The 23,717-nt window shown below is 64.6% G+C and carries 24 protein-coding genes and 1 pseudogene; 18 read left to right on the top strand and 7 right to left on the bottom strand.

Features of this window, described 5'->3' with window-relative positions; translation table 11 throughout:
- Positions 1 to 334: 334 nt before the first annotated feature.
- Entirely contained in the window at positions 335 to 931 is a 597-nt protein-coding gene (locus tag J2Y63_RS05230; protein ID WP_435265232.1) for an NUDIX domain-containing protein, read from the bottom strand.
- 20 nt (positions 932 to 951) lie between these two features.
- Positions 952 to 3,111: a molybdopterin-containing oxidoreductase family protein gene (locus J2Y63_RS05225; RefSeq protein ID WP_435265231.1), complete on the bottom strand. Its 2,160-nt coding sequence runs from the start codon at positions 3,109 to 3,111 to the stop codon at positions 952 to 954.
- On the opposite strand from J2Y63_RS05225, the pseudogene J2Y63_RS05220 reads away from it, so the two are divergent.
- From J2Y63_RS05220 to J2Y63_RS05210, 3 genes and pseudogenes are all read left to right on the top strand, one after another.
- Positions 3,022 to 3,999 (top strand): annotated as a pseudogene (locus J2Y63_RS05220) (23S rRNA (adenine(2030)-N(6))-methyltransferase RlmJ); the annotation flags it as partial. The gene J2Y63_RS05225 and the pseudogene J2Y63_RS05220 overlap by 90 nt on opposite strands.
- 107 nt (positions 4,000 to 4,106) lie before the next feature.
- Positions 4,107 to 4,838 carry a ribonuclease T2 family protein gene (locus J2Y63_RS05215; protein WP_435265230.1) on the top strand — a complete coding sequence of 244 codons (732 nt, stop codon included), beginning with the start codon at positions 4,107 to 4,109 and terminating at the stop codon, positions 4,836 to 4,838.
- 15 nt (positions 4,839 to 4,853) lie between these two features.
- Complete coding sequence (locus J2Y63_RS05210; protein WP_435265229.1) at positions 4,854 to 5,444, top strand: glutathione S-transferase family protein; 591 nt, start codon at positions 4,854 to 4,856, stop codon at positions 5,442 to 5,444.
- A gap of 58 nt (positions 5,445 to 5,502) precedes the next feature.
- Here J2Y63_RS05210 and J2Y63_RS05205 read toward each other — a convergent pair whose 3' ends face one another.
- The gene (locus tag J2Y63_RS05205; protein WP_256118880.1) at positions 5,503 to 6,144 is read right to left on the bottom strand and encodes an outer membrane protein; all 642 of its coding nucleotides are present in this window, start codon (positions 6,142 to 6,144) and stop codon (positions 5,503 to 5,505) included.
- A gap of 358 nt (positions 6,145 to 6,502) precedes the next feature.
- Here J2Y63_RS05205 and J2Y63_RS05200 point away from each other — a divergent pair, with 358 nt between their 5' ends.
- From J2Y63_RS05200 to J2Y63_RS05175, 6 genes are all read left to right on the top strand, one after another.
- Positions 6,503 to 7,267, top strand: coding sequence for an SDR family oxidoreductase (locus J2Y63_RS05200; protein ID WP_435265228.1), 765 nt, complete (start codon positions 6,503 to 6,505; stop codon positions 7,265 to 7,267).
- Entirely contained in the window at positions 7,264 to 9,312 is a 2,049-nt protein-coding gene (gene uvrC, locus J2Y63_RS05195) for an excinuclease ABC subunit UvrC (RefSeq protein ID WP_435265227.1), read from the top strand. The genes J2Y63_RS05200 and uvrC overlap by 4 nt, the downstream gene beginning before the upstream one ends.
- A gap of 66 nt (positions 9,313 to 9,378) precedes the next feature.
- On the top strand, positions 9,379 to 9,852 hold the full coding sequence (locus J2Y63_RS05190; protein ID WP_435265226.1) for a hypothetical protein: 474 nt from the start codon (positions 9,379 to 9,381) through the stop codon (positions 9,850 to 9,852).
- Positions 9,853 to 9,995: 143 nt separating this feature from the next.
- A complete protein-coding gene (pgsA, locus tag J2Y63_RS05185; protein WP_256118876.1) occupies positions 9,996 to 10,580 on the top strand; it encodes a CDP-diacylglycerol--glycerol-3-phosphate 3-phosphatidyltransferase in 585 nt (194 codons plus the stop codon).
- Between the two features lies 1 nt (position 10,581).
- On the top strand, positions 10,582 to 10,836 hold the full coding sequence (moaD, locus tag J2Y63_RS05180; protein WP_435265225.1) for a molybdopterin converting factor subunit 1: 255 nt from the start codon (positions 10,582 to 10,584) through the stop codon (positions 10,834 to 10,836).
- A gap of 3 nt (positions 10,837 to 10,839) precedes the next feature.
- Positions 10,840 to 11,307, top strand: a complete 468-nt coding sequence (locus J2Y63_RS05175; RefSeq protein WP_435265224.1) for a molybdenum cofactor biosynthesis protein MoaE — start codon at positions 10,840 to 10,842, stop codon at positions 11,305 to 11,307.
- 63 nt (positions 11,308 to 11,370) lie between these two features.
- On the opposite strand, the gene J2Y63_RS05170 is transcribed toward J2Y63_RS05175, so the two are convergent.
- Positions 11,371 to 12,267 carry a branched-chain amino acid ABC transporter permease gene (locus J2Y63_RS05170; RefSeq protein WP_435265223.1) on the bottom strand — a complete coding sequence of 299 codons (897 nt, stop codon included), beginning with the start codon at positions 12,265 to 12,267 and terminating at the stop codon, positions 11,371 to 11,373.
- A 66-nt stretch (positions 12,268 to 12,333) separates the two neighbouring features.
- Between J2Y63_RS05170 and J2Y63_RS05165 the strand changes: the two genes are divergently transcribed.
- From J2Y63_RS05165 to J2Y63_RS05155, 3 genes are all read left to right on the top strand, one after another.
- Entirely contained in the window at positions 12,334 to 12,888 is a 555-nt protein-coding gene (locus J2Y63_RS05165) for a CGNR zinc finger domain-containing protein (RefSeq protein ID WP_435265222.1), read from the top strand.
- On the top strand, positions 12,885 to 13,385 hold the full coding sequence (locus tag J2Y63_RS05160; protein WP_435265221.1) for a hypothetical protein: 501 nt from the start codon (positions 12,885 to 12,887) through the stop codon (positions 13,383 to 13,385). Before J2Y63_RS05165 ends, J2Y63_RS05160 begins: the two co-directional genes overlap by 4 nt.
- A gap of 62 nt (positions 13,386 to 13,447) precedes the next feature.
- On the top strand, positions 13,448 to 14,857 hold the full coding sequence (locus J2Y63_RS05155; protein ID WP_435265220.1) for a hypothetical protein: 1,410 nt from the start codon (positions 13,448 to 13,450) through the stop codon (positions 14,855 to 14,857).
- A 72-nt stretch (positions 14,858 to 14,929) separates the two neighbouring features.
- Here J2Y63_RS05155 and ndk read toward each other — a convergent pair whose 3' ends face one another.
- Positions 14,930 to 15,352 carry a nucleoside-diphosphate kinase gene (gene ndk / locus J2Y63_RS05150; protein WP_050742909.1) on the bottom strand — a complete coding sequence of 141 codons (423 nt, stop codon included), beginning with the start codon at positions 15,350 to 15,352 and terminating at the stop codon, positions 14,930 to 14,932.
- Between the two features lie 138 nt (positions 15,353 to 15,490).
- Entirely contained in the window at positions 15,491 to 16,192 is a 702-nt protein-coding gene (locus J2Y63_RS05145; RefSeq protein ID WP_435265219.1) for a glutathione S-transferase family protein, read from the bottom strand.
- Between the two features lie 134 nt (positions 16,193 to 16,326).
- Between J2Y63_RS05145 and J2Y63_RS05140 the strand changes: the two genes are divergently transcribed.
- The 5 genes from J2Y63_RS05140 to J2Y63_RS05120 all read left to right on the top strand — a co-directional run bounded on the left by J2Y63_RS05140 (position 16,327) and on the right by J2Y63_RS05120 (position 21,449).
- Positions 16,327 to 16,836, top strand: coding sequence for a DinB family protein (locus tag J2Y63_RS05140; protein WP_435265218.1), 510 nt, complete (start codon positions 16,327 to 16,329; stop codon positions 16,834 to 16,836).
- 198 nt (positions 16,837 to 17,034) lie between these two features.
- Positions 17,035 to 17,319: a hypothetical protein gene (locus J2Y63_RS05135; RefSeq protein ID WP_435265217.1), complete on the top strand. Its 285-nt coding sequence runs from the start codon at positions 17,035 to 17,037 to the stop codon at positions 17,317 to 17,319.
- A gap of 195 nt (positions 17,320 to 17,514) precedes the next feature.
- Positions 17,515 to 18,594 (top strand): GGDEF domain-containing protein, encoded by a 1,080-nt coding sequence (locus J2Y63_RS05130; RefSeq protein WP_435265216.1) that lies wholly within the window; start codon positions 17,515 to 17,517, stop codon positions 18,592 to 18,594.
- A 55-nt stretch (positions 18,595 to 18,649) separates the two neighbouring features.
- On the top strand, positions 18,650 to 20,536 hold the full coding sequence (locus J2Y63_RS05125) for an ABC-F family ATP-binding cassette domain-containing protein (protein ID WP_435265215.1): 1,887 nt from the start codon (positions 18,650 to 18,652) through the stop codon (positions 20,534 to 20,536).
- An 85-nt stretch (positions 20,537 to 20,621) separates the two neighbouring features.
- The gene (locus J2Y63_RS05120; RefSeq protein ID WP_435265214.1) at positions 20,622 to 21,449 is read left to right on the top strand and encodes a polysaccharide deacetylase family protein; all 828 of its coding nucleotides are present in this window, start codon (positions 20,622 to 20,624) and stop codon (positions 21,447 to 21,449) included.
- A 6-nt stretch (positions 21,450 to 21,455) separates the two neighbouring features.
- On the opposite strand, the gene J2Y63_RS05115 is transcribed toward J2Y63_RS05120, so the two are convergent.
- Entirely contained in the window at positions 21,456 to 22,298 is an 843-nt protein-coding gene (locus J2Y63_RS05115) for a GNAT family N-acetyltransferase (RefSeq protein ID WP_435265213.1), read from the bottom strand.
- Between the two features lie 254 nt (positions 22,299 to 22,552).
- On the opposite strand from J2Y63_RS05115, the gene J2Y63_RS05110 reads away from it, so the two are divergent.
- Positions 22,553 to 23,659 (top strand): TRAP transporter substrate-binding protein, encoded by a 1,107-nt coding sequence (locus J2Y63_RS05110; protein WP_435265212.1) that lies wholly within the window; start codon positions 22,553 to 22,555, stop codon positions 23,657 to 23,659.
- The last annotated feature ends 58 nt before the right edge of the window (positions 23,660 to 23,717 follow it).

The raw sequence follows: 23,717 nt of genomic DNA, 5'->3' as shown, positions 1-23,717 counted from the left end.
ACCATGAAAATCGCGCGGAAAAGCGCATGACCACGCCCGTTTGTCAAGGCTTTCGGGGGAAGGTCCCTCCCCAACCACTTCCCACAAAGCGAAGAGACTTATGTCGGCAGCGCAATTGCATATCGGGCAGGACGATGCCTCATTCCCTTCTCCCCCCGCGGGGAGAAGGTGGCCCGAAGGGTCGGATGAGGGGGTGGCACGGAGGGATCTCTAGCGTTTGCGACCTCCCCCTCATCCGCCTGCCGGCACCTTCTCCCCCTAGGGGAGAAGGGGATTCCCGCATCGTCCTATCCTTGAGGGAGACGCTAGATGATTTCCGACGGGCATGCCGCCCTCAGCCGAATTCACCCCGATGCAGCGTCAGCCATTGCAGCAGCACGATCGTCTTGGCATCCTGAATGCCGCCGGTGGCGATCAGCCCATAGGCCTCGTCGATGGGCATTTCGACGATCTCGATATCCTCCCCCTCGCCGTCCACGCCGCCGCCCTTGCCGTCGCGCTTTGTGGCATCGATGCGGGCGACGAAGCAGCCGACGCGTTCTGTTAGCGTGCCGGGGCTCGAATAGATGTCGAAGAGGTGGCACACATCGCGCACGGCATAACCGGTCTCTTCCATCGCCTCGCGGGCGACGGCCTCTTCGGGCGCGTCGTCATCGAGCAGGCCCGCTGGCACTTCCAGCAGGAAGCCATCGAAATGGCCGCCGAAGAAGGCGCCGGGGCGGAACTGGCGCACGAGGATGAGCGACTGGCGGGCGGGATCGACCAGCAGCACCGAGGCCGCCGGGCCGTGGTCATGCACCTCGCGGTCGAGCCGTTCGACCCGGCCATCGGCGCGGGTCTGTTCGATGACGAGCGTGCGAAGGTGGATGAAGCGTTTCCAGACCGTCTGCTGGTCGACGATGCGGATGGCGGACGTGGCTGGAGCCGTCATGGAAAATCCTTCAGGTGGAATCAGGCCTTGCGCAGCCAGACGCGGTTGTCGTGGAAGGCGGCACCGCCATAGGGTGCGACGGGATCGGCGCCGGTCAGCACATTGATGCCCTCCCCGTCGAGATGGGCGGAATTCGGCCAGATGCCCTCGGCGATCAGCACGCCGGGCTTCACGCTGTCGGTGATCTTCGCGTGCAGGCGGATATCGCCGCGGACATTGCCGAGATGGACGATATCGCCCTCCGCGATGCCCTCGGCCGTCGCATCCTGCGGGTGGATCATCACCTCCGGCCGGCCCTCACGCTCGCGCGAGCCCTTGGTCTCCGTAAAGCTGGAGTTGAGGAACATGCGGGCGGGCGACGTGGCGAGGCGGAACGGGTGCTCGGCATCCGGCGTCTCGATGAGCTCGACGTGATCCGGAAAGGCTGGCAGCGCCGCGTGCGGGCCGAAGGCGCCGAGCACCTTTGGCGGCCGGTTGGGCGCCGGCGTGTCGATCCATTTCGGGCGGAAGCGGAATTTGCCGTCCGGGAAGCCGAAACCCTTGGAAAAATGCGCGGTCTCGAAATCCGGCTGGCAATCGATCCACTTCTCTTGCTTGAGGCCGTCGAAATCCATTTCGTAATAGGGCAGCATGCGGGTGATGTGCTCCTGCTCGGACAGCCCAAACCCGGGCATCCCGTCGACGCCGAGACGCTTTGCCAGTTCCTCGATGACGAAGAGATTGGTGCGCACGGTGGCGGGCGGCTCGACGAGTTTCGGGCCGAGCAGGATGTGCTGGTGGCCGCCGCCGCGGTAGAGGTCGTCATGTTCGACGAACATGGTGGCGGGGATGACGATATCGGCGAGCTTCGCCGTATCGGTCATGAACTGCTCGTGCACTGCGACGAACAGGTCATCGCGTTCAAAACCCTGTTTCACCAGGCGCTGCTCAGGCGCCACATTCACCGGATTGGTGTTCTGAATCAGCATGGCCGTAACGGGGCCGCGATGGCGGAGCGCCACGGCATCGCCGGTCAGCACGCGGCCGATCTGCGACTGGTCGAGCACGCGGATATCCGGATCGATGAGCCTCGTGCCCATCAGCTCGCTCTTGCGCAGGTGGAAGATCGACGAGTTGCTGTGGAAGGCGCCGCCGCCCTCATATTGCCAGGAGCCGAGCACGGTGGCGATGGAGAGTGCGGCATGCATGGAGACCGCCCCGTTGCGGCTGCGGGTGAAACCGTAGCCGAGGCGGAAGAAGCTCTTCTTGGTGCGGCCGACGAGGGCGGCAAAGGTCTCGATCTCCTCGACGCTGAGGCCGGTGATCGCGGCGGCCCATTCCGGGTTGCGCGTCGCAAGATGCGCTTCGAGGCCGGCCGGGTCGTCGGCGAATTTCTCCATATAGGCGCGGTCGGCGTAATCATCGCGGAAGGCGACGTGCATGACGGCGCAGGCGAGCGCGGCGTCCGTGCCCGGCCGCAGTTTCAGCGCGAGATCGGCCGTTTTCATCGTCGGGTTGTCGTAGATGTCGATGACGACGATCTTGGCGCCGCGTTCCTTGCGCGCCTTCACCGCGTGGGTCATCACGTTGACCTGCGTCGAGACGGCGTTCGTGCCCCAGATCACCACGCAATCCGACTTCGCCATCTCGCGCGGATCGGGGCCGCGCAGCGTGCCGGCGCCCATGGTAAAGCCGGTCCAGGCGGGGTTGGTGCAGATCGAATCGAAGAAGCCGGAATAGCGTTTTGCGTGGCGCAGGCGCTCGATGGAATCGCGCTGCACCTGGCCCATCGTGCCGGCGTAATAATAGGGCCAGACGGCCTCCGTGCCGTGCGCCTGCTCAGCCTTGACGAAGGCTTCGGCGATCGCGTCGAGCGCCGCCTCCCAGGAGATGTCGGCCCAGTCGCCGCTGCCCTTCTCGCCCTTGCGCACCATCGGCTTCATCAGGCGGTCGGGATGGTAGAGGCGCTCGGCGTAGCGGGCGACCTTGGCGCAGATGACGCCGGCCGTGTAGCTGTTGTCGGCGCTGCCCTTGACGCGGCCCATGCGGCCATCCGCGCCGATCTCTATATCGAGCGCGCAGGTGGAGGGACAGTCGTGCGGACAGGCGGAATGGCCGATCCGGGGTTTTCCGAGATTGGGGGTCGCAACGTTCATGGCTTTTCTATATGGCAGAGCGCAAAGTGCCAAAAGGCAAATCATTCTACCATCGCAACAATTCATCGTCGCATCAGCGCGGATGATCGTGGGTGTCGCACAATGAACTACCGCCACATCTACCACGCCGGCAATTTCGCGGACGTGCTGAAACATGCCGTGCTCGCCCGCCTCGTGCTCTACATGCAGGGCAAGGACAAGGCGTTTCGCGTGCTCGATACCCATGCCGGTCTCGGGCTCTACGACCTCTCCAGCGAGGAAGCGCAGAAGACCGGCGAATGGCTCGACGGCATCGGCCGACTGATCGACGGCGACATGCCGGCAGCGGTGGCGGATATCCTCGCGCCCTACCTGAAGGTCGTTCACGAACTGAATCCGCATGGCGGGCTAACCTATTATCCCGGCTCGCCAAAACTGGTGCGCCAGCTCTTCCGCCCGCAGGACCGGCTCTCCGCCATGGAGCTGCATCCGGATGACTACGAGACGCTGCATCGGCTGTTCGACGGCGATTTCCAGAGCCGCGTCACCCGGCTCGACGGCTGGCTTTCGCTCGGCGCGCACCTGCCGCCGAAGGAAAAGCGCGGCATCGTGCTGGTCGATCCGCCCTTCGAGATCGAGGGCGAATACGAGCGGCTGGTCGACGGGCTGCAAAAGGCCGTGCGGCGCTTTCCCGGCGGGGTCTATTGCCTGTGGTATCCACTGAAGAAGAACGCGCCCATCGCCGCCTTCCACAAGGCGCTGAAGGAGACGGGCATTCCCAAGATGCTCTGTGCCGAACTGACCGTACGCAGCGACCGGGAGACGACCGGGCTGACGGGCTCCGGCCTCATCGTGGTCAATCCGCCCTTCACGCTGAAGCCGGAGCTCGACGTACTGCTGCCCTTCCTGAAAGAGCGGCTGGCGCAGGATCGCTTCGCCTCGGCGCGTGCCTTCTGGCTTGCGGGCGAAACGAAGGCCTCTTGACCTTTGCCGTTCGGCGGCAACAATCGCGCGCCGAACCGGGAGACTTTCATGACGCCTTTCCTCGCAGCCGCCGATCGATGAGCTGGCTGCCGCTTTCCCCCTTTGCGCGATCCGCAGGCCTGCTCCTCGCTGGGTTTGCCATGCTTGCCGGCTGCAGCGAGGAGAAGCCGGCCGAAAAGCCGAAGACCGAGGTCAACCGCAAGACGCCGCAGACGCAGGCGCAAAAAATCCCGCTCGGCAAGGGGTTCGATTTCTACGTGCTCTCGCTCTCCTGGTCGCCGACCTGGTGCGCAGGCAATGATTCCACCGGCAAGACCCAGCAATGCCGGCGCGGCGAGAACAACGGCTTCATCGTGCACGGGCTCTGGCCGCAGAACGACCGCGGCTATCCGGAATTCTGCCGGACCCGCGAGCCGGACCGGGTGCCGGACAATCTCGGCCGCACCGTTCTGGACATCATCCCTTCCATGGGCCTTGTCGGCCACCAGTGGCGCAAGCACGGCTCCTGCTCGGGCCTCAGCCAGAAGGACTATTTCGCCGTCACCCGCGCGGCCTTTGAACGCGTCCGCATTCCGGCGGAGGCGGAGCCGCAGCGCGGCGGCGCGCGCCTTGCGCCCGATGCCATGGAGCAGGCCTTTACCGCCGCCAATCCCGGGCTCGACCGCAAGGGCATCGCGGTCACCTGCGAGGACGGACGGCTGGAAGAAGTGCGCATCTGCATGACGCCGGACCTTTCCTTCCGCCCCTGCCCAGAAGTCGACCGCGCGGCCTGCCGCGCCAAATCCATCGAACAACCGCCCATCCGCTAAAACAGGACCCTGCTGATGAAAATCTTCTATTCCACCACATCGCCCTATTCCACCAAGGTGCGCATGGCCGCGCATTTTGCCGGGCTGCCGGTCGAAGCGATCGCCACCGACACCAATGCCGACCCGGCCGAACTGCTGGCCGCCAACCCGCTCGGCAAGATCCCGGCGCTGGTGACCGACGATGGCCTCGCCGTCTTCGACAGCCGCGCCATCATGAACTATATCGACCGCCAGACGCGCGGCTCGCTCTATCCACGAAATGCTTCTAAGCGCACCGAAGTGGACGTGCTGGAAGCGACCGCGGACGGCATTTGCGACTGCCTGCTCGCCATCGTCTATGAACGCCGTTTCCGGCCGGAGGATAAGATCCACCAGCCCTGGATCGACCGGCAGTGGGAAAAAGCCGAGCGCGCGCTCGATCATCTCGAAGCCAACATGCCGCGGCTTGGCAAGAAGCCAAATGGCGGCCATTTCGCCCTCGCCGCCATGCTGCGCTACATCGAACTGCGCTTCGAAGGAAAGTGGCAGCGCGGCCGGCCGAAGCTGAAGCGCTTCCTCTCCCGCTTCGAAGCCGTCTTCCCAGACTTCGCGCAGTTCAAGGATTGAGCACAAACAAAAAGGCCGGGCTTTCGCCCGGCCTTTCCGTATTCCAGAGCCGTGAGGCTTAGAACTTCACGCCGAGACCGACGCGGACGCTGTGGTCTTCGAAGCCCGACTTGACCTTGTCGCCGCCGAGGTTGAAGCCCTTCTTCTGGTAGTCGCTGTAGCGGTATTCGACGCGCGCCGTGACGTTGTTGGTCACGAAGGCTTCAGCACCCGCACCGGCGGTCCAGCCGACCATGTTGCGGTCGTCCTTGCCGGCGCCGTTCTTCAGCTCGACATTCGTGCCTGCAACACCGGCGGTGCCGTAGAGCAGGACCGGGTTCAGGTCGATACCGACGCGGCCGCGGATCGAGCCGTTGACGCCCTGCTTGGCCTTCAGGCCGTTGCGCTCGGCGTCGACGCCCGAGTAGTTCAGGTCGGCTTCACCGCCGTAGACGATCTGGCCGGACTGCATGTTGTAGCCGCCGTAGACGCCGCCGCCGAGGCCGTTTGCCTTGGCATCGCCCTGACGGTTGAAGTCACCGCGCTGCCAGCTTGCCGTACCACCGGCATAGGCACCGGCCCAGTTGCCGCCCGAGACCGGCTCGGAATATTCAGCGGCCGGAGCCTGGGGAACTTCGTCGATGGCGTCAGCTGCGTGAGCGGCCTGGAAAGCAACCATCGAGACGGTCGAAGCGATGAGGGTGGCGATGAGTGTACGCATGATATTCTCCTTTACTGAACGACGCCCTCTGTTGGGAGGCTGTCGGGCGTCGTCATTTCTAATTCAGTCCCGCCCGGTTGAGGGGAAATTGAATAAAGATTGAGGAATTGAAAGAGCCAAAATGTGAAATGATTGTGGCAGAGACACGGCACAAATGGGATGTGACTTTTGAACAACAGGGAATTTATTAACTATGAATTCAAGAAGAGCGAAAACCGGTAAAATATACTTCAAATTACTTTGAAGTGGCTTTTGCAGTTAATTTTTCTGCAACCAATTGTCGGGGGGAGTTTAAGCCTGCGCTGGGATGTCTATATCTTGGGCCGGTTAAACAAATGAATCGGCAGGACGGATTTTCTTGAAGAACCCCCTCAGGACGGCCCTCGTGACGGGCGGCGCGAAACGCATCGGCAAGGCCATCGTGGAGGATCTCGCGGCGAACGGCTTTGCCGTCGCCATCCACGCAAACGAATCCCGCGACGAGGCGGACGCGATCGCCAGCGCCCTCGCCGCGCGCGGCGTGACGACCGCCGTCGTGCAATGCGACCTCTCGGACGGGGCGGCAACGGCCAGACTCATTGCGGCGGCGCGCGCTGCGGTCGGCCCGCTCGATCTGCTCGTCAACAACGCCTCGCTGTTCAAGCCCGATACCGTCGAGGCCTTCGACGACGCGCTGTGGGACCGCCATTTTGCCGTGCATGTGAAGGCACCGTCGATCCTGGCGCGGGATTTCGTGCGCCAGCTTCCCGAAGGCGTCGCGGGCTCGATCGTCAACATCATCGACCAGCGCGTCTGGAACCCGACGCCGCGCTACTATTCCTACACGCTCTCGAAATCGGCCCTGTGGATGGCGACGCGCACCATGGCGCAGAGCTTTGCGCCGCGCGTGCGCGTCAATGCAATCGGCCCCGGCCCGTCACTGCCGAACGAGCGGCAGGACGACGCCGCCTTCCAGGCGCAGGTCGAGGGATTGATCCTGCGCCGCGGCCCATCGCTTGGGGAATTCGGCCGAACAGTTCGCTTTTTGTTCGACACGCCATCCATAACGGGGCAAATGATAGCGCTCGATGGCGGGCAGCATCTCGCCTGGGAAACACCCGATGTCGGGGGAATAGCGGAATGAATGGCCGGAAGGTAGAGGATGGCGGCATCCTCTATGACGAAAACGAGACGGAAGAGGACGACGAGCTTCAGGAAAGCCCGCTCGAAGGCGCCATTGCGCCCGCCGTCGCGACACCCGGCATGGACTGGAACGAAGGCGGCGACGTGCCGGAAGGCGTCGTCGGCGCCGCGCTGATCGAGTTCTTCGTCAAGCGCCTGCCCAACAGCCCCGGCGTCTACCGCATGTTCAATGCGGATGGCGACGTGCTCTATGTCGGCAAGGCACGCAGCCTGAAGAAGCGCGTGACCAACTATGCGCAGGGCCGCGGCCATTCCAACCGCATCACGCAGATGATTCGCCAGACGGCGAACATGGAATTCGTGACGACGCGCACGGAGACCGAGGCGCTGCTCTTGGAAGCCAACCTCATCAAGCGCCTACGCCCGCGTTTCAACGTGCTTCTGCGCGACGATAAGTCCTTCCCCTATATCCTGCTGACGGGCGACACGCGGGCGCCGGCGATCTTCAAGCATCGCGGCGCGCGCAGCCGCAAGGGCGACTATTTCGGCCCGTTTGCCTCGGCGGGTGCCGTGGGCCGCACGATCAATTCGCTGCAGCGCGCCTTCCTGCTGCGCACCTGCACCGACAGCGTCTTCGAAAGCCGCACGCGGCCCTGCCTGCTCTACCAGATCAAGCGCTGTTCCGGCCCCTGCACGAACGAGATCCGCGATGCGGACTATGGCGAGCTCGTGCAGGAGGCGAAGGATTTCCTGTCGGGCAAGAGCCAGAAGGTGAAAGCGCACATGGCCGAGGCCATGAATGACGCGGCGGAAAACCTCGATTTCGAGCGCGCCGCGGTCTATCGCGACCGGCTGGCGGCACTCTCCCATGTGCAGAGCCACCAGGGCATCAATCCGGCGGGCGTCGAAGAGGCGGACATTTTTGCGATCCACCACGAAGGCGGCGTGTCCTGCATCCAGGTGTTCTTCTTCCGCACCGGGCAGAACTGGGGCAACCGTGCCTATTTCCCCAAGGCCGACCCGCAGCTTTCCGGCAGCGAAGTGCTGAACGCCTTCCTCGCGCAGTTCTACGACGACAAGCCCTGTCCCCGGCAGATCCTGCTCTCCGAAACGGTCGAGGAAATCGACCTTCTGGCGCAGGCGCTGTCCGAAAGGTCCAACTACAAGGTGACGATCTCCGTGCCGCAGCGCGGCGAGAAGAAGGACCTCGTCGACCATGTGGTGGCCAATGCCCGCGAGGCGCATGGGCGGAAGCTGGCGGAAACCGCCTCGCAATCGCGCCTGCTCGACGGTTTCGCGGCGACCTTCAAGCTGCCCACCGTGCCGCGCCGCATCGAGATCTACGACAACTCGCACATCATGGGCACCAACGCCGTCGGCGGCATGGTGGTGGCGGGGCCGGAAGGTTTCGTGAAGGGGCAGTACCGAAAGTTCAACATCAAATCGACCGACATCACGCCCGGCGACGACTTCGGCATGATGAAGGAAGTGATGACCCGGCGCTTCTCGCGCCTCATCAAGGAAGAGGGCCTGCCGGACCGCACCGCCGAGACCGGCGCGGAAGCTGCCGACCTGCCCTTCCCCGCCTGGCCGGACGTGATCCTCATCGATGGCGGCCAGGGCCAGATGACGGCGGTGCGCGCCATCCTGGAAGAGCTCGGCATCACCGACCAGGTGATCGCCATCGGCGTCGCCAAGGGTGCCGACCGCGAGGCCGGGCGCGAGCGCTTTTTCATGCGCGGCATTCCGGATTTTTCCCTGCCGCCGCGCGATCCCGTGCTCTATTTCGTGCAGCGCCTGCGCGACGAGGCGCACCGCTTCGCCATCGGCTCACACCGGGCACGGCGCAAGAAGGAAATGGTGAAAAACCCGCTCGACGAGATCGGCGGCATCGGCCCGACGCGAAAGCGCGCCCTCCTCCAGCATTTCGGCACGGCGAAGGCGGTGTCGCGCGCGGGCATGTCGGACCTGATGGCCGTCGCCGGCATTTCGGAATCGGTCGCCCGCATCGTCTACAACCATTTCCACGACGACGCCGCCGGATAGCGGTTGCCAGCCTGCCGGCGGCTGTTAGGGTGCCGGCACGGCATTCCTCATCGAGAGCGAGGCGTCATGATCGTCTTCAAGCATAGCCTGCCCGTCATCGCCGGCCTCTGCCTGCTGGCAACGGGTGCCATTGCGCAGACCCAGGTGGGCGATGCGCAGATGCTGGGCGTGACCGGCACCTGCGAGGCGCTCGTCGTGGGAAAACAGCAGTTCAGCGACAGTTGCTCGGAAAAGCTGCTCAACGTCTCCTATCCGAACGGCCGCGTCGGCTTCTACTTCGTGCTGGAGGGTAGCCGCATCATCACCTTCAGCGGCATGGACGGCGCCAATCCGACACCGGACAGCGACGTGATCGACCTCGACAAGGTGATCGTCAGCCGCAAGGACACACCGGACACGCCCGATGTCTTCCCGGCAAAGGGCACCTGCGGCTTCGGCAATCCGATGAAGGGCGCCATGACGGTTTCCTGCGAGGGCACGCTATCCGACGGACAGGCCTTTTCCGCGCGCTTCACCACGGACGGCAAACCGCCGACGTGACCACCCGTAAGGCGCGGTTTTTCGCAAACAGATGCGTCATTCGGCCCGGCTCCGTAAATTCGCCAAGAATTGCCGGAAACAAAGGTTGACGGCACTGTCACAAAGACCTCATCTAGCCGGAAATAGTCGAGACTGAAGAATCCATGGCTTCCCGCGCATACAATATCCCGAATCTCCTCACCTACGCCCGTATCGTGGCCGTACCGCTGATCGTGCTGTGCTTCTTCATCGAAGGACGGCTGGAATCGTCCGATTTCGCGCGCTGGGCGGCCTTCGGCCTGTTCGTCGTCGCCTCCATCACCGACTATCTCGACGGCTATCTCGCCCGCATCTGGAACCAGACGTCGAATATCGGCCGCATGCTGGATCCGATCGCCGACAAGCTGCTGGTCGCCTCCGTGCTGCTGCTGATGGCCGCCGACGGCACCATCGCCGGCTGGACGATCTGGGCCGCGATCATCATCCTGTGCCGCGAGATCCTCGTCTCGGGCCTGCGCGAATATCTCGCGGACCTCAAGGTCAGCGTGCCGGTGACGCGCATCGCCAAGTGGAAGACGGCCATCCAGATGCTCGCCATCGCCTTCCTGCTGGCCGGCCCTGCCGGCGACAAGGTGCTGCCCTACACGACCGAGATCGGCATCAGCCTGCTTTGGATCGCGGCGCTGATCACCATGTATACGGGCTACGACTATTTCCGCGTCGGCCTGAAGCACATCGTGGACGAATGAGATGACGAAGCTCGTCTATTTCGCCTGGGTGCGCGAACGGATCGGCAAGGGCGAGGAAGAGATCGACTTGCCCGCCTCCGTGCAGACGGGCGGCGACCTTCTCCGGCACCTCAAGACGCTCGGCGACGACTATGTCCATGCGCTGGAGCACGAGAACGTCATCCGCATCGCGATCAACCAGGAACATGTCGAGCACGACGAGCCGATCGCGGGCGCCCGCGAGATCGCCCTCTTCCCGCCCATGACGGGGGGCTGAACGGTGGCCGGCGACGCTCCGGTCATCGTGCGCGTCCAGGCGGGCGATTTTGACGCCGCAGGGGAAGCCACGCGCCTCACCGGCGGTCGCAGCGATGTTGGCGCCATCGTCACCTTCACCGGCCTCTGCCGCGATGAGGGCGGCATGCTCGCCGCACTGGAACTCGAACATTACCCTGGCATGGCGGAAGCGGAGATCACGCGCATCTGCCGCGAGGCCGTGGCGCGCTTTTCCCTTCTCGGCATCGCCGCCATCCACCGGGTGGGCAAGATCGCGCCGGGCGAAAACATCGTGCTGGTCATCGCCACCGCCCCTCATCGCCACGCCGCCTTCGACGGCGCCTCCTTCGTCATGGATTACCTGAAGACCTCCGCCCCCTTCTGGAAGAAGGAGCATTTCGCCGACGGCCGCACCGGCGGCTGGGTCGACGCCAAGGAGAGCGACGACCGGGCGCGGGAGAAGTGGGCGTAATTGGCTCTTTTGTTTTCGTTTGTCTTTTCGGGAAAACCGGTTCCCACTTTTCCCTGACAAACTCTACGGCACCGGCCGTTCGCGGCGGAAAATCACCAGCAGCAGCACCAGCGCGGAAAAGATTACCAGGTCGCGCCAGAGGAAATCGCCGTAGGCGCTCCAGAGCGTCTCCGCGAAACCCATCGCCGCGCCGCCGAGCGCCGAAAGCAAGGGCGCCCCTGCCCCGCCGATCGCGGCGATGAACAGCACCTTCACGCCGAAGACCAGACCGGCGCCGAAATCCATGTTGCCGTAATAGGAGACCGCGAGGATGCCGGTGAGGCTGGCAATCAGCGCGGCGATGGCATAGGCGGCGAGGTAGACGCCGGCAGAATCCACGCCGCACAGTTCCGCCGCCTGCCGGTCTTCCGAGACGGCCCGCCAGCGCCGGCCCCAGGCGGAGCGGGCGAGGAAGACGTGGCCGACGAGGACGATGGCGATCATCGCGGCCGTATTGGCCATTTGCAGCAGCGTCAACGCCACGGGAAAGGCCGGGTCGCCCCAAAAGACGATCGGGGTGTTGAGGAAGGGCGGCAGCCAGAGGCTGCGCGTATCGGACGCAAGCCGCGCCGTCTCCATCAGCACCAGCACGGTGCCGACGGCGGCGACCACCACCGTATTGTCCGAGGAGAAGGCGAGCGGTCGCATCACGAACCGCCCGATGACCAGGCCGGCGCCGATGCTGTAGAGGAGCGCCACGACCGCGCCAAAGCCCAGCGCCGCCGGCAGCACCAGCCACAGCCGGTCCCAGCCGAAACCGGCAAACAGGATGAACATCTGCGCCGCGAAGGCGAAGAGCGCGCCGTAGCCGATATCCGCCCGGCGCGTCACGGCAAAGGCGATCGAATAGCCGAAGGCAAGCGCCGCATAGAGCGCGGCGACGGGCATTGCATTGGCGATCTGCTGGAGGAAATAGGCCATGGCGGTTCCGGACGGGTTCGATAAATTATAACTGGCAAAATTGCTTTTACCAGTTAGAATATCGCCATGACCTTTTCCTGGACCCCGCATCGGTTTTCCGGCGGCGCGCTCGCTCTCGATGTCGCGAACTCCGTCGTGCTGCGCGCCGATCCCGAGCGGCGGATCGACCGTTTCGCCGATCCGGCCGTGATGGACGCCTTTCCCGACGGTGCGAACCGGCATGGCGCGGAACGCGCGCTTTTCGGCGCGCTGGAACCGGTCGGCGCGGACGGCCGCGACGGGCTGGTGGCGCTGCGCGAGGCGATCGACCGGCATTTTCGCGCCGAGGTGCTGGGTGCGGGAAAGCCGGCGCTGATGGCCGACCTGCTCGATGCCATTTCGGCGACGCTGCGCCGCTCCGGCACCCGGCCCCACGCGCTCGATACGGCCACCGCCCGCTCCGCCCTGATGCTGCTGACGCAGCCGGAGCCGGAGCGGCTGAAAATCTGCCCGAACTGCCACTGGCTCTTCCTCGATCGCAGCCGCAACCGGTCGCGCGCCTGGTGCGACATGGCCGTCTGCGGCAACCGGGCGAAGGCCAGCCGCCATTATCGCCGCAACCGCGAGGAGCCCCGGCCATGAAGAGGTTTCTGCTGATCGCCCTGCTGCCCCTGATACTTGCCGCCTGCCAGCGCGAGACGGGGGCGGACCCGCTGAAGCTGACCGGGAAAATGTTCGTCTTCAACTACCGGCTGGCTTACGCGACCTACATGATCACGCTCGACCGTATCGCGCCGGTGCCGGAGGGATCGGTGGTGAAGGCGGAATTCGAGAACCCGGCGGGCGGCGCGCCGCTGACGCTGGAGCGCAAGCTCTTCGCCAATCTCAAGCGGGTCGCGCTGGAAAGCCCCGACCTTTCCTGCGTGAAGAAGGGCAAACCCTACAAGGTGGCGATTTCGGTCGTCGGGCCGGATGGCACGACGCTGCAAACCCTTGCGGCCGAGGTCACCTCCACGCTCGACCAGAGCGCCCTGCCGGCAAAGGCGCTTGTCGTCGGTCCCGGCTATGACAAGAACCCCGAAGTTTTCAAGGACGGCAAGACGCCGGAGCATTTCGAAATGGCGACGTGCCCGTTCTGAGCGAATATTCGCCAAGGCTCATGCGTTCCGCCTGAAATGGTTTGTCGCGGGAGGCAATGCGCATGAGGGTTCTGCCTGTCCTGGCCGCCGCCGGCCTCATGGTGATATCCACCGCGGCCCGCGCGCAGGACCCGGCCGCCTGCCCGGCCAAGGCCGCCATCCTCGCCCTTTCCGATACGGTGCTCGCCGAGCGGGAAACGCTGCCGCGGCTGAAGGCGCGCGGTTTTGGCGCCGAGGCCGCCTATCTCAAGATCCGCTACGGCGCGCTTTCGATGGATGCGGCGACCACGCTTGCCCGCGGCCTGCGCGACGCCGGCGTGCGCGAGGCGATCGACCTTGCAGGTGCGCTCGATGCGCGGCGCGAGGGCTTCGCCGCGGTTGCCGAAGATCCTGCGGGCTTGCCGCAATTCGGCGTGCTCATCTCCACCCTCCGCGCGGTCCTGGAACAGGGCGATGCGGAAAAGCTGCTCGCCGCGATCGCCGCCCTGAAGGCCGACCAGCAGGCGTCGATCGGCCAGCGCATCGTGGCGGCTGTCATCGACTGGCCGGACGAGCGAAAGGCAGCGCTTGCGGAGGCCGCAGGCAAGCATGGCCTCCTCCTGATACAGGCCGGCCTCATCGCCTCGCAGCGCGACCCGAAAGCCTGGGCCACCTTCGCCGCCTCGAAACCGGACAGGCTCGCGGATCTGGTGCAGGCCTGGAACTGGGCGCCGGGGTTTGTCGGCAACCCGGCCCTGCCGCGTCCGGTACAAGATGCGAAAGCCCAGGCGATGCGGAAATCCGTGCACACCGTCTTCATCGTCGCCGCGCGCGAGCCGGAACGGGACTTCCTGATGACCTACCTGAACTATACGGGCGACATCGCCGACACGGAAAAGGCGGCGCAGTCCGTGCTTGCGGAGATCGACGGCGGGGATATCCGGCCGGAGGGCCTGCTGGACCGCGCCTGGCTGACCGCCTATCGCAGCCTGCGCGCCACGGCGGCGGACCCGGCGAAGGTCGATACCGTGCTCACGGAAATCTCGTTCTATGCCGGGCGCTACTTGCGCACCGCCGACGGCCTCTCCGTGCGCGACGTCATCGACCGCCTCATCGCGGTCGAGGCCCTGACGCCCTTCCTTAAGGGCGAGGCGACCGCCGTGCCGGAGATGCCGGAAGAGCTCAGCGCCAGGTTCCAGGCGCAATGGCCGCTCTGGACGGAGATGGCGGCGGCGCTGAAGGCGGCCCCGCTGACGCCGCTCGCCAAGGACCCACTGAAGGCGCCGATCGTCGTGGAACTGCTGTTTGCCGCCGGCGACCACGCCCGCCTCGCCGACGTCGTGCTTGCGGCAGAACCGGCGGAGGCCAAGCTTGCCATGGCGACCGACTTTGCCATGCGGCTCGACCGCGGCTGCGCCAGCACCATGTATCACCAGGCCGAAGCGGTGCTGCTCTCAGGCCAGCCGATCTTCAAGTTCGATGCCATGAAATGAAAGAACCGGATCCTTTCGGCCCCGGTTCTTCAAACATATCAGTCATGTCCGGCCGGAGCCGGACAATCTGATTCAGCCGACGATTTCGGTGTCGGAGAACCAGTACTTGATTTCCTGGGCAGCGGTTTCCGGAGCGTCGGAGCCGTGAACGGAGTTTTCGCCGATCGACAGGGCGTGCGTCTTGCGGATCGTGCCTTCGTCGGCGTTTGCCGGGTTGGTGGCGCCCATGACTTCGCGGTTCTTGAGGATCGCGTTCTCGCCTTCGAGAACCTGGACGATCGTCGGGCCGGAGGTCATGCCTTCAACCAGTTCGCCGAAGAAGGGGCGTTCCTTGTGAACGGCGTAAAAGCCTTCGGCTTCGCGCTTGCTCATCCAGACGCGCTTGGAGGCCACGACGCGCAGACCCGCGTCTTCGAGCATCTTGGTGATCGCGCCGGTCAGGTTGCGCTTGGTCGCGTCCGGCTTGATCATCGAAAAGGTGCGTTCAATCGCCATTTTCCCGTTTCCCTTGGTTTTCCGGTGAAAGTGGCGGTTCCATAGCCGCCAACGCCCGGCAAAACAAGGGGGTGGCGGCGATTGGCGATGTCAGGGCCGAAGTTTCATGCAGCCGTCACACGGCGACCTGGGCCGCCGTCACACGGCGGCGTCGGCCGCCGCAACGCGGTGGCCGACGCCGCCGTGCAGATCGAGACAGCGGGTAAACCAGTCCGCCACCGGGTCATCCTCGGCAAGCACTTTCGTGCCCGCCGTGGTGCGCAGCCATTGCAGCGCGCCGAAGACGATGTAGTCCGGGAAAAGCGGGCCTTCGCCGCCGATGAACGGCTGGATCTTCAGCATGTTGCGCAGCGGCTGGAGCTTCTTGGCAAAGCCCTCGATCTCCGCCTTGCCGGCTTCGGCGATGTCTTCCAGCGAGGCGCCGAGGCGCTCCTCCCGGCTGCGGCGGAAATAGTCCCGGTCGGCCGGCCCGAGCAGGTTGTGAATGTCGAGGATGGCGATGCGGGTGACCGCCATGTGCAGCGTCGATTGCGACCAGTTCTCGATGAAGCGGGCCATCGCCACGCCGCCCTCGCCGCCGAACAGCGACGGCCGGTCGGGATAGGCCTCGTCGAGATAGAGCGCGATGTCGAAACTGTCGCGCACCAGCCGGTCGCCATCGCGCAGCAGCGGCACGGTTCCCGTGCTGCCGCCCTCGATCGCCGGGATCTCGGTGAAGCCGACCGGCACCGTCTCATAGTCGAGGCCCTTGTGGGCGAGCGACAAGACCGTCTTCCAGACATGGGGCGAAAACTGGCGGGTCCTGTCGGCGCCGGAGAGCGCGTAGAGCAAGCGGGTCATCAAAGCCTCGTCGTTTGGTGTCGGCGCATTGGAGCGCAGGGCGGCCCGTCACGCAAATCAGATAATTTCATGGGTCGCATTCATGCAGGCGATGCAGGCTTCCGCTATAGTCCCGGCACATCACGGAGACCCCGATGCTCGACCACTACCGCATGTATGCCGCCTACAATGCCTGGGCCAACCGCGCGCTCTATGACGAAGTGGGCAAGCTCGACGATGCCGCCTACCGCCAGAATCTCGGCGCCTTCTTCGGCTCGCTGCACCGCACGCTGAACCACCTGCTCACCGCGGATCGCATCTGGCTGAAACGTTTTACCGGCAGCGGCGACGCGCCGACCAGCCTCGACACCATCCTGCACGAGGATTTCGCCGGCCTGCGGGCGGCAAGGGAGGTGGAGGACGCGCGCCTGGCGGCCTTCATCGATTCGTTGACGGAAGAGCAGATCGCGGCCGACTTCACCTACAGCCCGCTCACCAACCCGACGATCGTCACCCATCCGCTCGGCCCCGCACTGACCCACGTCTTCAACCACCAGACCCATCATAGGGGCCAGTGCCACGGGATGCTCACGGCTTTGGGCGGTTCAAGTATTACGCTGGACCTGATTTATTTTGTGAGGACGGAGGGCTCGAAATTCCTATAAATTTTAGGGAGAGTGCTATCTTCGGTTCCTGCAATAGTGGTGATACAGTTGTGCGGTATGGGAGCGCTCTACATCGACTGTGAGGGCAGCCCCGCCCTGTCACTCAGGTGACAGGCACGGGCAATCGGTGATGGGATAGTCGCTGCCATGGGGTGGGTGCCAGGAGGGCACTTTCCCCTCCTGGAAGAGGGAAGAAAAATGGCAAGAACGACCGAAGAGTGGGCAGCCCTGCTCGGCAGTACGCTTTGCAAGATGGCACGGGTCTATGGCACGGACGCCCCCAATGCCTACCTGCCGGAAGAATGCTATCCGGTGATCGAGAAGACCTTGGAGGTGGCCCTGAAGGACGCCCGTGCGGAAGGCTATGCCGCCGCCATGCGCGACCTCCAGCAGAACCGAACGGCCCGCGCCAAGGAACCGACCCGCGCGACCGTGATCGGACAGGTGATGCGGGTCATCCCGCTCGCCCGCCGGACAGCCTGAATTCACGCGACACCCTTCGTGCGGCTGCATCGGGCGATGCGGCCGCACGAGGCGTGGGAGATGCTTGCGTTTCGTCAAGTCCGGTTGAATTTCTTTATCAGCACACGCAAAATTAACCGTGCAATCCGATAGTTACGCCGACTGACATCATCATGGCGCAGGCGATCTCCGCGGGCGCCCAGCCGACGGCGTTTCATGACCAGCAAAGCCTCCCCCGCCCCGAAAGACCAGCAGCCGGCCGTTCCGCCGATCATGGCGCGCATCGCGCATGTGATGGCCAATCTCGGCATTTCCGGCCTGCCGCGGAACTATGAACTGCTGTTCGAGGCGCTGAACGGCAATGCAAGCGTGGCGCGCGAGATCGCCGCCCTCGGCAAGTCGCCGGAACAGGCCGCGCTCGATTCGATCGCGCTGCGCCATTCGCTGCCGAGCCACAATGTGCTGGCCGCCGGCCAGGCCGCGGGGGAAGCCGTGCGCGTGCTTGCGGAAATTTCCCAGACCGCGGAAACGAGCCGCCGGGACCGCGCCGTCGCACTGCACGAATTGCAGGAAATCGCCGACCGCATGCGTGCCGATCCGGTGCTCGGCATTTCGGATTTCTCCAGCGACACGGTGCGCCTGCTCTCGCTGGTGCGCGACATCCTTGGCATGGACCGCTCGGCGGCGACGAAGATCGACGACCTGCAAGCCCATCTTGACGGGCTGCGCACCGGCCTCTCCGTCAGCCGCGAGGCGCTGACCCACGATCCGGTGACGGGCCTCGGCAACCATGCCGCCCTGCTCGGCCGGATGAAGGGCGTCTTCCAGGGCGAAGCGGCGGGCACCTCGGCGCTGCTGATGTTCCGCGTCGAGCAGCTCAAGGAATTCGCCGAGAGCCATCCGGCGGGTGCTGCGGAAAAGACGCTGAAGCGGCTTGCTGCCATCTTTCGCCGATCGGTCAAGAAGGACGATTTCGTCGCGCGCACCGGGCCGGACCTGTTCTGCCTGCTTTTGTCGGATGTCAGCCGCGAGATCGCGGTCACCATCGCGCGCCGCATCGCCGTTCGCGTCGCGGAAAAGCCGTTTCCCTTCATGGACCGCGAGCTGCCGGTGGGCTTCCTGACGCTGACGGCCGGCGTCTCGCTCAGCGATTCGGCGAGCGCTCCCGCCATGCTCTACGAGCAGGCCGATCAGGCGCTCGCCTATGCCGCCGAAACCGGCATTGCGCTGCGCATATACTCCGCGGAAGTCGCCGATCGGGCGGGCCGTGGCTATCGTTCCGGTTCGGCCGCCTGAAGAGGCGCGTCGCCACCCCTTGCCTTGACTGGCCGCCCCGCCCTATAGACCCGGAATGATCACGATTTCCGGCCTCACCGCCCGCATTGCCGGGCGTCTCCTCATCGAAAACGCGTCCCTCTCGCTGCCGAGCGGCGTGAAGGTGGGTCTCGTCGGCCGCAATGGCACCGGCAAGTCCACGCTTTTCCGCATCATCACCGGTCAGTTCGCCTCGGAAGCCGGCAGCATCTCGCTGCCGAAGAATGCGCGCATCGGCCAGGTGGCGCAGGAGGCGCCGGGCACGGACGACGCGCTGATCGAGATCGTGCTGGCCGCCGACAAGGAGCGCGCCGCGCTGCTCAAGGAGGCGGAGACCGCGACCGATCCGCATCGCATTGCCGAAATCCAGACGCGGCTCACCGATATCGGCGCGCATTCGGCGCAATCGCGCGCGGCGAGCATCCTCGCCGGCCTCGGCTTCAATCACGAGGCGCAGCAGCGGCCGGCGAAGAGCTTTTCCGGCGGCTGGCGCATGCGCGTGGCGCTGGCGGCCGTGCTGTTCTCCGAGCCGGACCTGCTGCTGCTCGACGAGCCGACCAACTATCTCGACCTCGAAGGCACGCTGTGGCTGGAGGATTATGTGCGGCGTTATCCGCACACCGTCATCATCATCAGCCACGACCGCGACCTTCTGAACACCGCCGTCAACGCCATCGTGCATCTCGACCAGCAGAAGCTCACCTTCTATCGCGGCTCCTACGACCAGTTCGAGCGGCAGAAGGCCGAGAACGACGAGTTGCAGATGAAGGCGAAGGCGAAGAACGAAGCCGCACGAAAGCATCTGCAAAGCTTCATCGACCGCTTCAAGGCCAAGGCCACCAAGGCCAAGCAGGCGCAGAGCCGCGTCAAGGCGCTGGAGCGCATGGGCACGGTCGCGGCCGTGATCGAGACGCATGTGCAGCCGATCACCTTCCCCGAGCCCGAGCGCCAGCCCGCCTCCCCGATCATTGCCATCGAAGGCGGGGCGGTCGGCTACACACCGGGGCAGCCGATCCTCAAGCAGATCAACCTGCGCATCGACAATGACGACCGCATCGCGCTGCTCGGCTCGAACGGCAACGGCAAGTCGACTTTCGCGAAATTCATCTCCGGCCGGCTGGAGGCGGAATCGGGTGCGGTGAAGCGCGCGCCGGGCCTGAAGATCGGGTTCTTCGCACAGCACCAGCTCGACGACCTCATTCCGGACCAGTCGCCGGTCGAGCATGTGCGCCGGCTGATGCCGGAGGCGACGGAGGCCAAGGTGCGCGCCCGCGTGGCGCAGATGGGGCTTGCGACGGAGAAGATGTCGACCGCCGCCAAGGACCTGTCCGGTGGCGAGAAGGCGCGCCTGCTGATGGGCCTTGCCGCCTTCGACGCGCCGAACCTCTTGATCCTCGACGAGCCGACCAACCATCTCGACATCGACAGCCGCCGCGCACTGATCGAGGCGCTGAACGACTATGAGGGCGCCGTCATCCTGATCTCGCACGATCGCCACCTGATCGAGGCGACCGTCGACCGGCTGTGGCTGGTCAACGAGGGCACGGTCAAGACCTTCGACGGCGACATGGAGGAGTATCGCAGCCTCATCGTGCAGTCCGGCAAGAAGGACGACAGGGAAAAACCGGCCGGCAACGGCGAGCAGGCGAACAAGGCCGACCAGCGCAAGGCGAATGCCGACCGGCGCGCCCAGTTCGCGCCGCTCAAGAAAAAGATCAATGAAATCGAATCCCTGACGGCAAAGCTGCAGAAGCAGATTCAGCTTCTTGATGCGGAGCTTGCGGATCCGGTGCTCTACGAAAAGAGCCCGGCCAAGGCAGCCGAGAAGGCGAAGCTGCGCGCCATGGCGGTCGACAAGCTGCATGACGCCGAAGAACAATGGCTGGAGCTTTCGGCCGAATACGAGGAGGCGATGGCGGGATAAGCCCTTTCCGCCCGCAGCCTCAACGCTTCATTAACCATGATCGGACAAAAGTGCTTGCAAGATCATCATCTTGCCGAGTGCGCCCATGCGTTGCCGCCTGCTTCTTGCCGCATTGGCGCTGCTGCCCCTGCTTGCCGGGTGCAACACGACCAAACCGCGCGCCTCCACCGAGACCGCCTTCGTCGAGGCCAAGAAGGCGAAGGTGCTCGACGCGGATGATCCCGTGCCGATGTCGCCCGCCCGCTGGGCCGGGCGCACGGGGCTTGCCGGGCGCACGCTCGCCGTCGCCTCGCTCGCCGACCTGAAGCTGCGGCACAAGGAGGTCGTGCTGACCTTCGACGACGGCCCGGTGCCGGGTCGCACGGAGGCGATCCTCGCCACGCTCGATGCCTATCGCGTCAAGGCGACCTTCCTGATGGTCGGCCAGATGGCGGATGCCTATCCGGCCATCGCCCGCAAGGTCGTCGCCCGCGGCCACACCATCGGCAGCCATACCTATCGCCATGCCAACCTGCGCTATCTCGCCTTCGAGGCGGCGATGGCGGAAATCCGCAAGGGCGAAAAGGCCGTGCAGCGCGCCACCGCCCGCCAGCCGGATTTCTTCCGCTTCCCCTATCTGTCGGACACGTCGGCGCTGCGCAGCGCGGTCTCGCGGCGCGGTACGATCATCATGGATATGGACGTGGATTCGAAAGACTATTTCAAGGTCTCGCCGGCATCCGTCGCGAGCCGCACGATGGAGGGGCTGCGCAAGCGCGGCCGCGGCATCATCCTGCTGCACGACATCCACAAGCGAACCGCCGCCGTACTGCCGGCACTGCTCGCGCAGTTGAAGGCCGAGGGCTATTCCGTCGTGACGCTGCGCCACAAGGGCACGGGCGGATCGGACCTGCTCGCCATGGCGGGGAATTAGGACCTATCAGCCGAGCTCGAATGTCGTGATGCCGAAGATGCGGTTGAGCGGCAGGTCCGGCATCGTTCCGCGATACATACGCGCCGTCTCGAAGACCGGCGACAGGCCGTGGCGCACGCAGAGCGCCTTCGCCTCGGTGTTTGGCGCCGGGATATCGAGGTAGATCCGGCCGCCACCGACATTTGCGACGAGCGCGCGGAACAGCAGGTCGGCGCCGACATCGGTGTCGGAGAACAGCGGGCCGATCTTGAAACCCTCGCGGCAGGCGCGAATCGTGCCGTAGCCGGAGACCTTGGTGCCCTGGAGCAGCGCGAAACTCTGGCGCGTCTCCTGTTCCTTCAGCCATTCGCGCAGGAAGGTCTCCCGGCGGGCCGGATTGAACCGTTCATCGTAATCGGCGATCAGCGGCACATGGACGGGCGAGACAGGCGTCAGCCGCGGGTCGTTCGGCACCGTGCATTGCACCCGGCCGCCATAACGCACATTGGCATGGGCATAGGCGAAGCCGGACTTGCGATAGTTCTCCTGCTGGGCGACGACGCCGTCGAGGCCGACTACGCGGTCTTCCGCCATCGCCATCGCGGCTTCCCACAGGCGCAGCCCCACACCCTGTCCGCGCACGTCCTTGTGCACGATATAGAAGCCGAGAAAGGCGTAATGCGTGCCATAGCGGACGAGCGAAATCGCCCCCACCATGCGCTTTTCCGCCTCCGCGACGAGATAGCCCTCCGGATCAGCCACCCAGAAGGGTCCGGCATCGCCAAGCCCCGGGTTCCAGCCTTCCGCGGCCGCCCAATCCAGAATGTCGACCAGTTCGTCGCGATAGGCCTTGCGAATCTGGATATCCATGCCCTGCCCTTCGCCCTGCCGCGTTGCTGCCAATCTTTCAACCGGAAAGAGGGCTGTCAACCATGCAGGAAAAGGAAGAAACGCTCAAAAAACAGGCAGATAGCAAAATGCTGCACGTAAGACGAAAGTCGTAGGGGTCCCATTCACCCTTCTTTCCGCCTGCGGCTTGAAACACCAAACCCGACATGGTTAGCTTCCGCGCGATGACACAAGGGTGGGGAAGAGGAACCCTGCTCGCAATTGGGAGGAAATCTATGGATCGTCGTTCATTCATCAAGAAGGCCGGTGTCGCCGGCGTGGGCGGTGCGGCTGCGACCGTACTGGCCGCTCCGGCGCTTGCGCAGAGCAACCCGAAGGTCAACTGGCGCCTTGCCTCCTCGTTCCCGAAATCGCTCGACACGATCTATGGCGGCGCGGAAGTGCTGTCGAAATACGTTTCCGAAGCGACGGACGGCAATTTCCAGATCCAGGTTTTCGCCGCCGGTGAAATTGTGCCCGGCCTGCAGGCCGCCGACGCGGCTTCCGCCGGCACGGTCGAAGCCGCGCATACGGTTTCCTACTATTACTGGGGCAAGGACCCGGTCTGGGCGCTCGGCGCCGCCGTTCCCTTCGCGCTCAATGCCCGCGGTCACAATGCCTGGCAGTACCATGGCGGCGGCATCGACATGTTCAACGAGTTCTTGGCGACCCAGGGCCTGATCGGCTTCCCGGGCGGAAATACCGGCGTGCAGATGGGTGGCTGGTTCCGCAAGGAGATCAAGACCGTCGCCGACATGTCCGGCCTGAAGATGCGCATCGGCGGGTTCGCCGGCAAGGTTGTCGAGAAGCTCGGCGTCGTGCCGCAGCAGATCGCCGGCGGCGACATTTATCCGGCGCTGGAAAAAGGCACGATCGACGCGGCCGAATGGGTCGGACCCTATGACGACGAGAAGCTCGGCTTCTTCAAGGTCGCGCCCTACTACTACTATCCCGGCTGGTGGGAAGGCGGCCCGACGGTTCACGCCCTCTTCAACAAGGCGGCCTTCGACGGCCTGCCGAAGGCCTACCAGTCGCTGCTGCGCACCGCCTGCCAGGCGACCGACGCCAACATGCTGCAGAAATACGACTACCTGAACCCGGCGGCCATCAAGCGCCTTGTCGCCGCCGGCGCGAAGCTAAGCCCTTTCAGCCAGGAAATCCTGTCGGCCTGCTTCGACGCCGCCAACGAGGTCTATGCCGAGATGGAAGCCTCGAACCCGACTTTCAAGAAGATCTGGGAATCGATCAAGGCGTTCCGCGGCGAGTATTACCTCAACGCGCAGATCGCCGAATACAATTACGACACCTTCATGATGATCCAGCAGCGCGGCAACAAGCTCTAAGCGCCTGACGGAAACCGCACAAAAAACCCCGGAGCAGCGATGCTCCGGGGTTTTTCTT

The organism is Shinella sp. BE166 (genome assembly GCF_051201095.1).
Taxonomy (GTDB): domain Bacteria; phylum Pseudomonadota; class Alphaproteobacteria; order Rhizobiales; family Rhizobiaceae; genus Shinella; species Shinella lacus.
Note: the sequence above shows the minus strand (reverse complement) of the source record. Positions and strands in the feature narration are given on the sequence as shown.

Bases quoted from the DNA above. Each gene is read 5' to 3' on its own strand.
- J2Y63_RS05230 (WP_435265232.1), bottom strand. From the start codon at position 931: ATGACGGCTCCAGCCACGTCCGCCATCCGCATCGTCGACCAGCAGACG.
- J2Y63_RS05225 (WP_435265231.1), bottom strand. From the start codon at position 3,111: ATGATTTGCCTTTTGGCACTTTGCGCTCTGCCATATAGAAAAGCCATG.
- J2Y63_RS05215 (WP_435265230.1), top strand. From the start codon at position 4,107: ATGAGCTGGCTGCCGCTTTCCCCCTTTGCGCGATCCGCAGGCCTGCTC.
- J2Y63_RS05210 (WP_435265229.1), top strand. From the start codon at position 4,854: ATGAAAATCTTCTATTCCACCACATCGCCCTATTCCACCAAGGTGCGC.
- J2Y63_RS05205 (WP_256118880.1), bottom strand. From the start codon at position 6,144: ATGCGTACACTCATCGCCACCCTCATCGCTTCGACCGTCTCGATGGTT.
- uvrC (WP_435265227.1), top strand. From the start codon at position 7,264: ATGAATGGCCGGAAGGTAGAGGATGGCGGCATCCTCTATGACGAAAAC.
- J2Y63_RS05190 (WP_435265226.1), top strand. From the start codon at position 9,379: ATGATCGTCTTCAAGCATAGCCTGCCCGTCATCGCCGGCCTCTGCCTG.
- pgsA (WP_256118876.1), top strand. From the start codon at position 9,996: ATGGCTTCCCGCGCATACAATATCCCGAATCTCCTCACCTACGCCCGT.
- moaD (WP_435265225.1), top strand. From the start codon at position 10,582: ATGACGAAGCTCGTCTATTTCGCCTGGGTGCGCGAACGGATCGGCAAG.
- J2Y63_RS05170 (WP_435265223.1), bottom strand. From the start codon at position 12,267: ATGGCCTATTTCCTCCAGCAGATCGCCAATGCAATGCCCGTCGCCGCG.
- J2Y63_RS05165 (WP_435265222.1), top strand. From the start codon at position 12,334: ATGACCTTTTCCTGGACCCCGCATCGGTTTTCCGGCGGCGCGCTCGCT.
- J2Y63_RS05160 (WP_435265221.1), top strand. From the start codon at position 12,885: ATGAAGAGGTTTCTGCTGATCGCCCTGCTGCCCCTGATACTTGCCGCC.
- J2Y63_RS05155 (WP_435265220.1), top strand. From the start codon at position 13,448: ATGAGGGTTCTGCCTGTCCTGGCCGCCGCCGGCCTCATGGTGATATCC.
- ndk (WP_050742909.1), bottom strand. From the start codon at position 15,352: ATGGCGATTGAACGCACCTTTTCGATGATCAAGCCGGACGCGACCAAG.
- J2Y63_RS05145 (WP_435265219.1), bottom strand. From the start codon at position 16,192: ATGACCCGCTTGCTCTACGCGCTCTCCGGCGCCGACAGGACCCGCCAG.
- J2Y63_RS05140 (WP_435265218.1), top strand. From the start codon at position 16,327: ATGCTCGACCACTACCGCATGTATGCCGCCTACAATGCCTGGGCCAAC.
- J2Y63_RS05135 (WP_435265217.1), top strand. From the start codon at position 17,035: ATGGCAAGAACGACCGAAGAGTGGGCAGCCCTGCTCGGCAGTACGCTT.
- J2Y63_RS05130 (WP_435265216.1), top strand. From the start codon at position 17,515: ATGACCAGCAAAGCCTCCCCCGCCCCGAAAGACCAGCAGCCGGCCGTT.
- J2Y63_RS05125 (WP_435265215.1), top strand. From the start codon at position 18,650: ATGATCACGATTTCCGGCCTCACCGCCCGCATTGCCGGGCGTCTCCTC.
- J2Y63_RS05120 (WP_435265214.1), top strand. From the start codon at position 20,622: ATGCGTTGCCGCCTGCTTCTTGCCGCATTGGCGCTGCTGCCCCTGCTT.
- J2Y63_RS05115 (WP_435265213.1), bottom strand. From the start codon at position 22,298: ATGGATATCCAGATTCGCAAGGCCTATCGCGACGAACTGGTCGACATT.
- J2Y63_RS05110 (WP_435265212.1), top strand. From the start codon at position 22,553: ATGGATCGTCGTTCATTCATCAAGAAGGCCGGTGTCGCCGGCGTGGGC.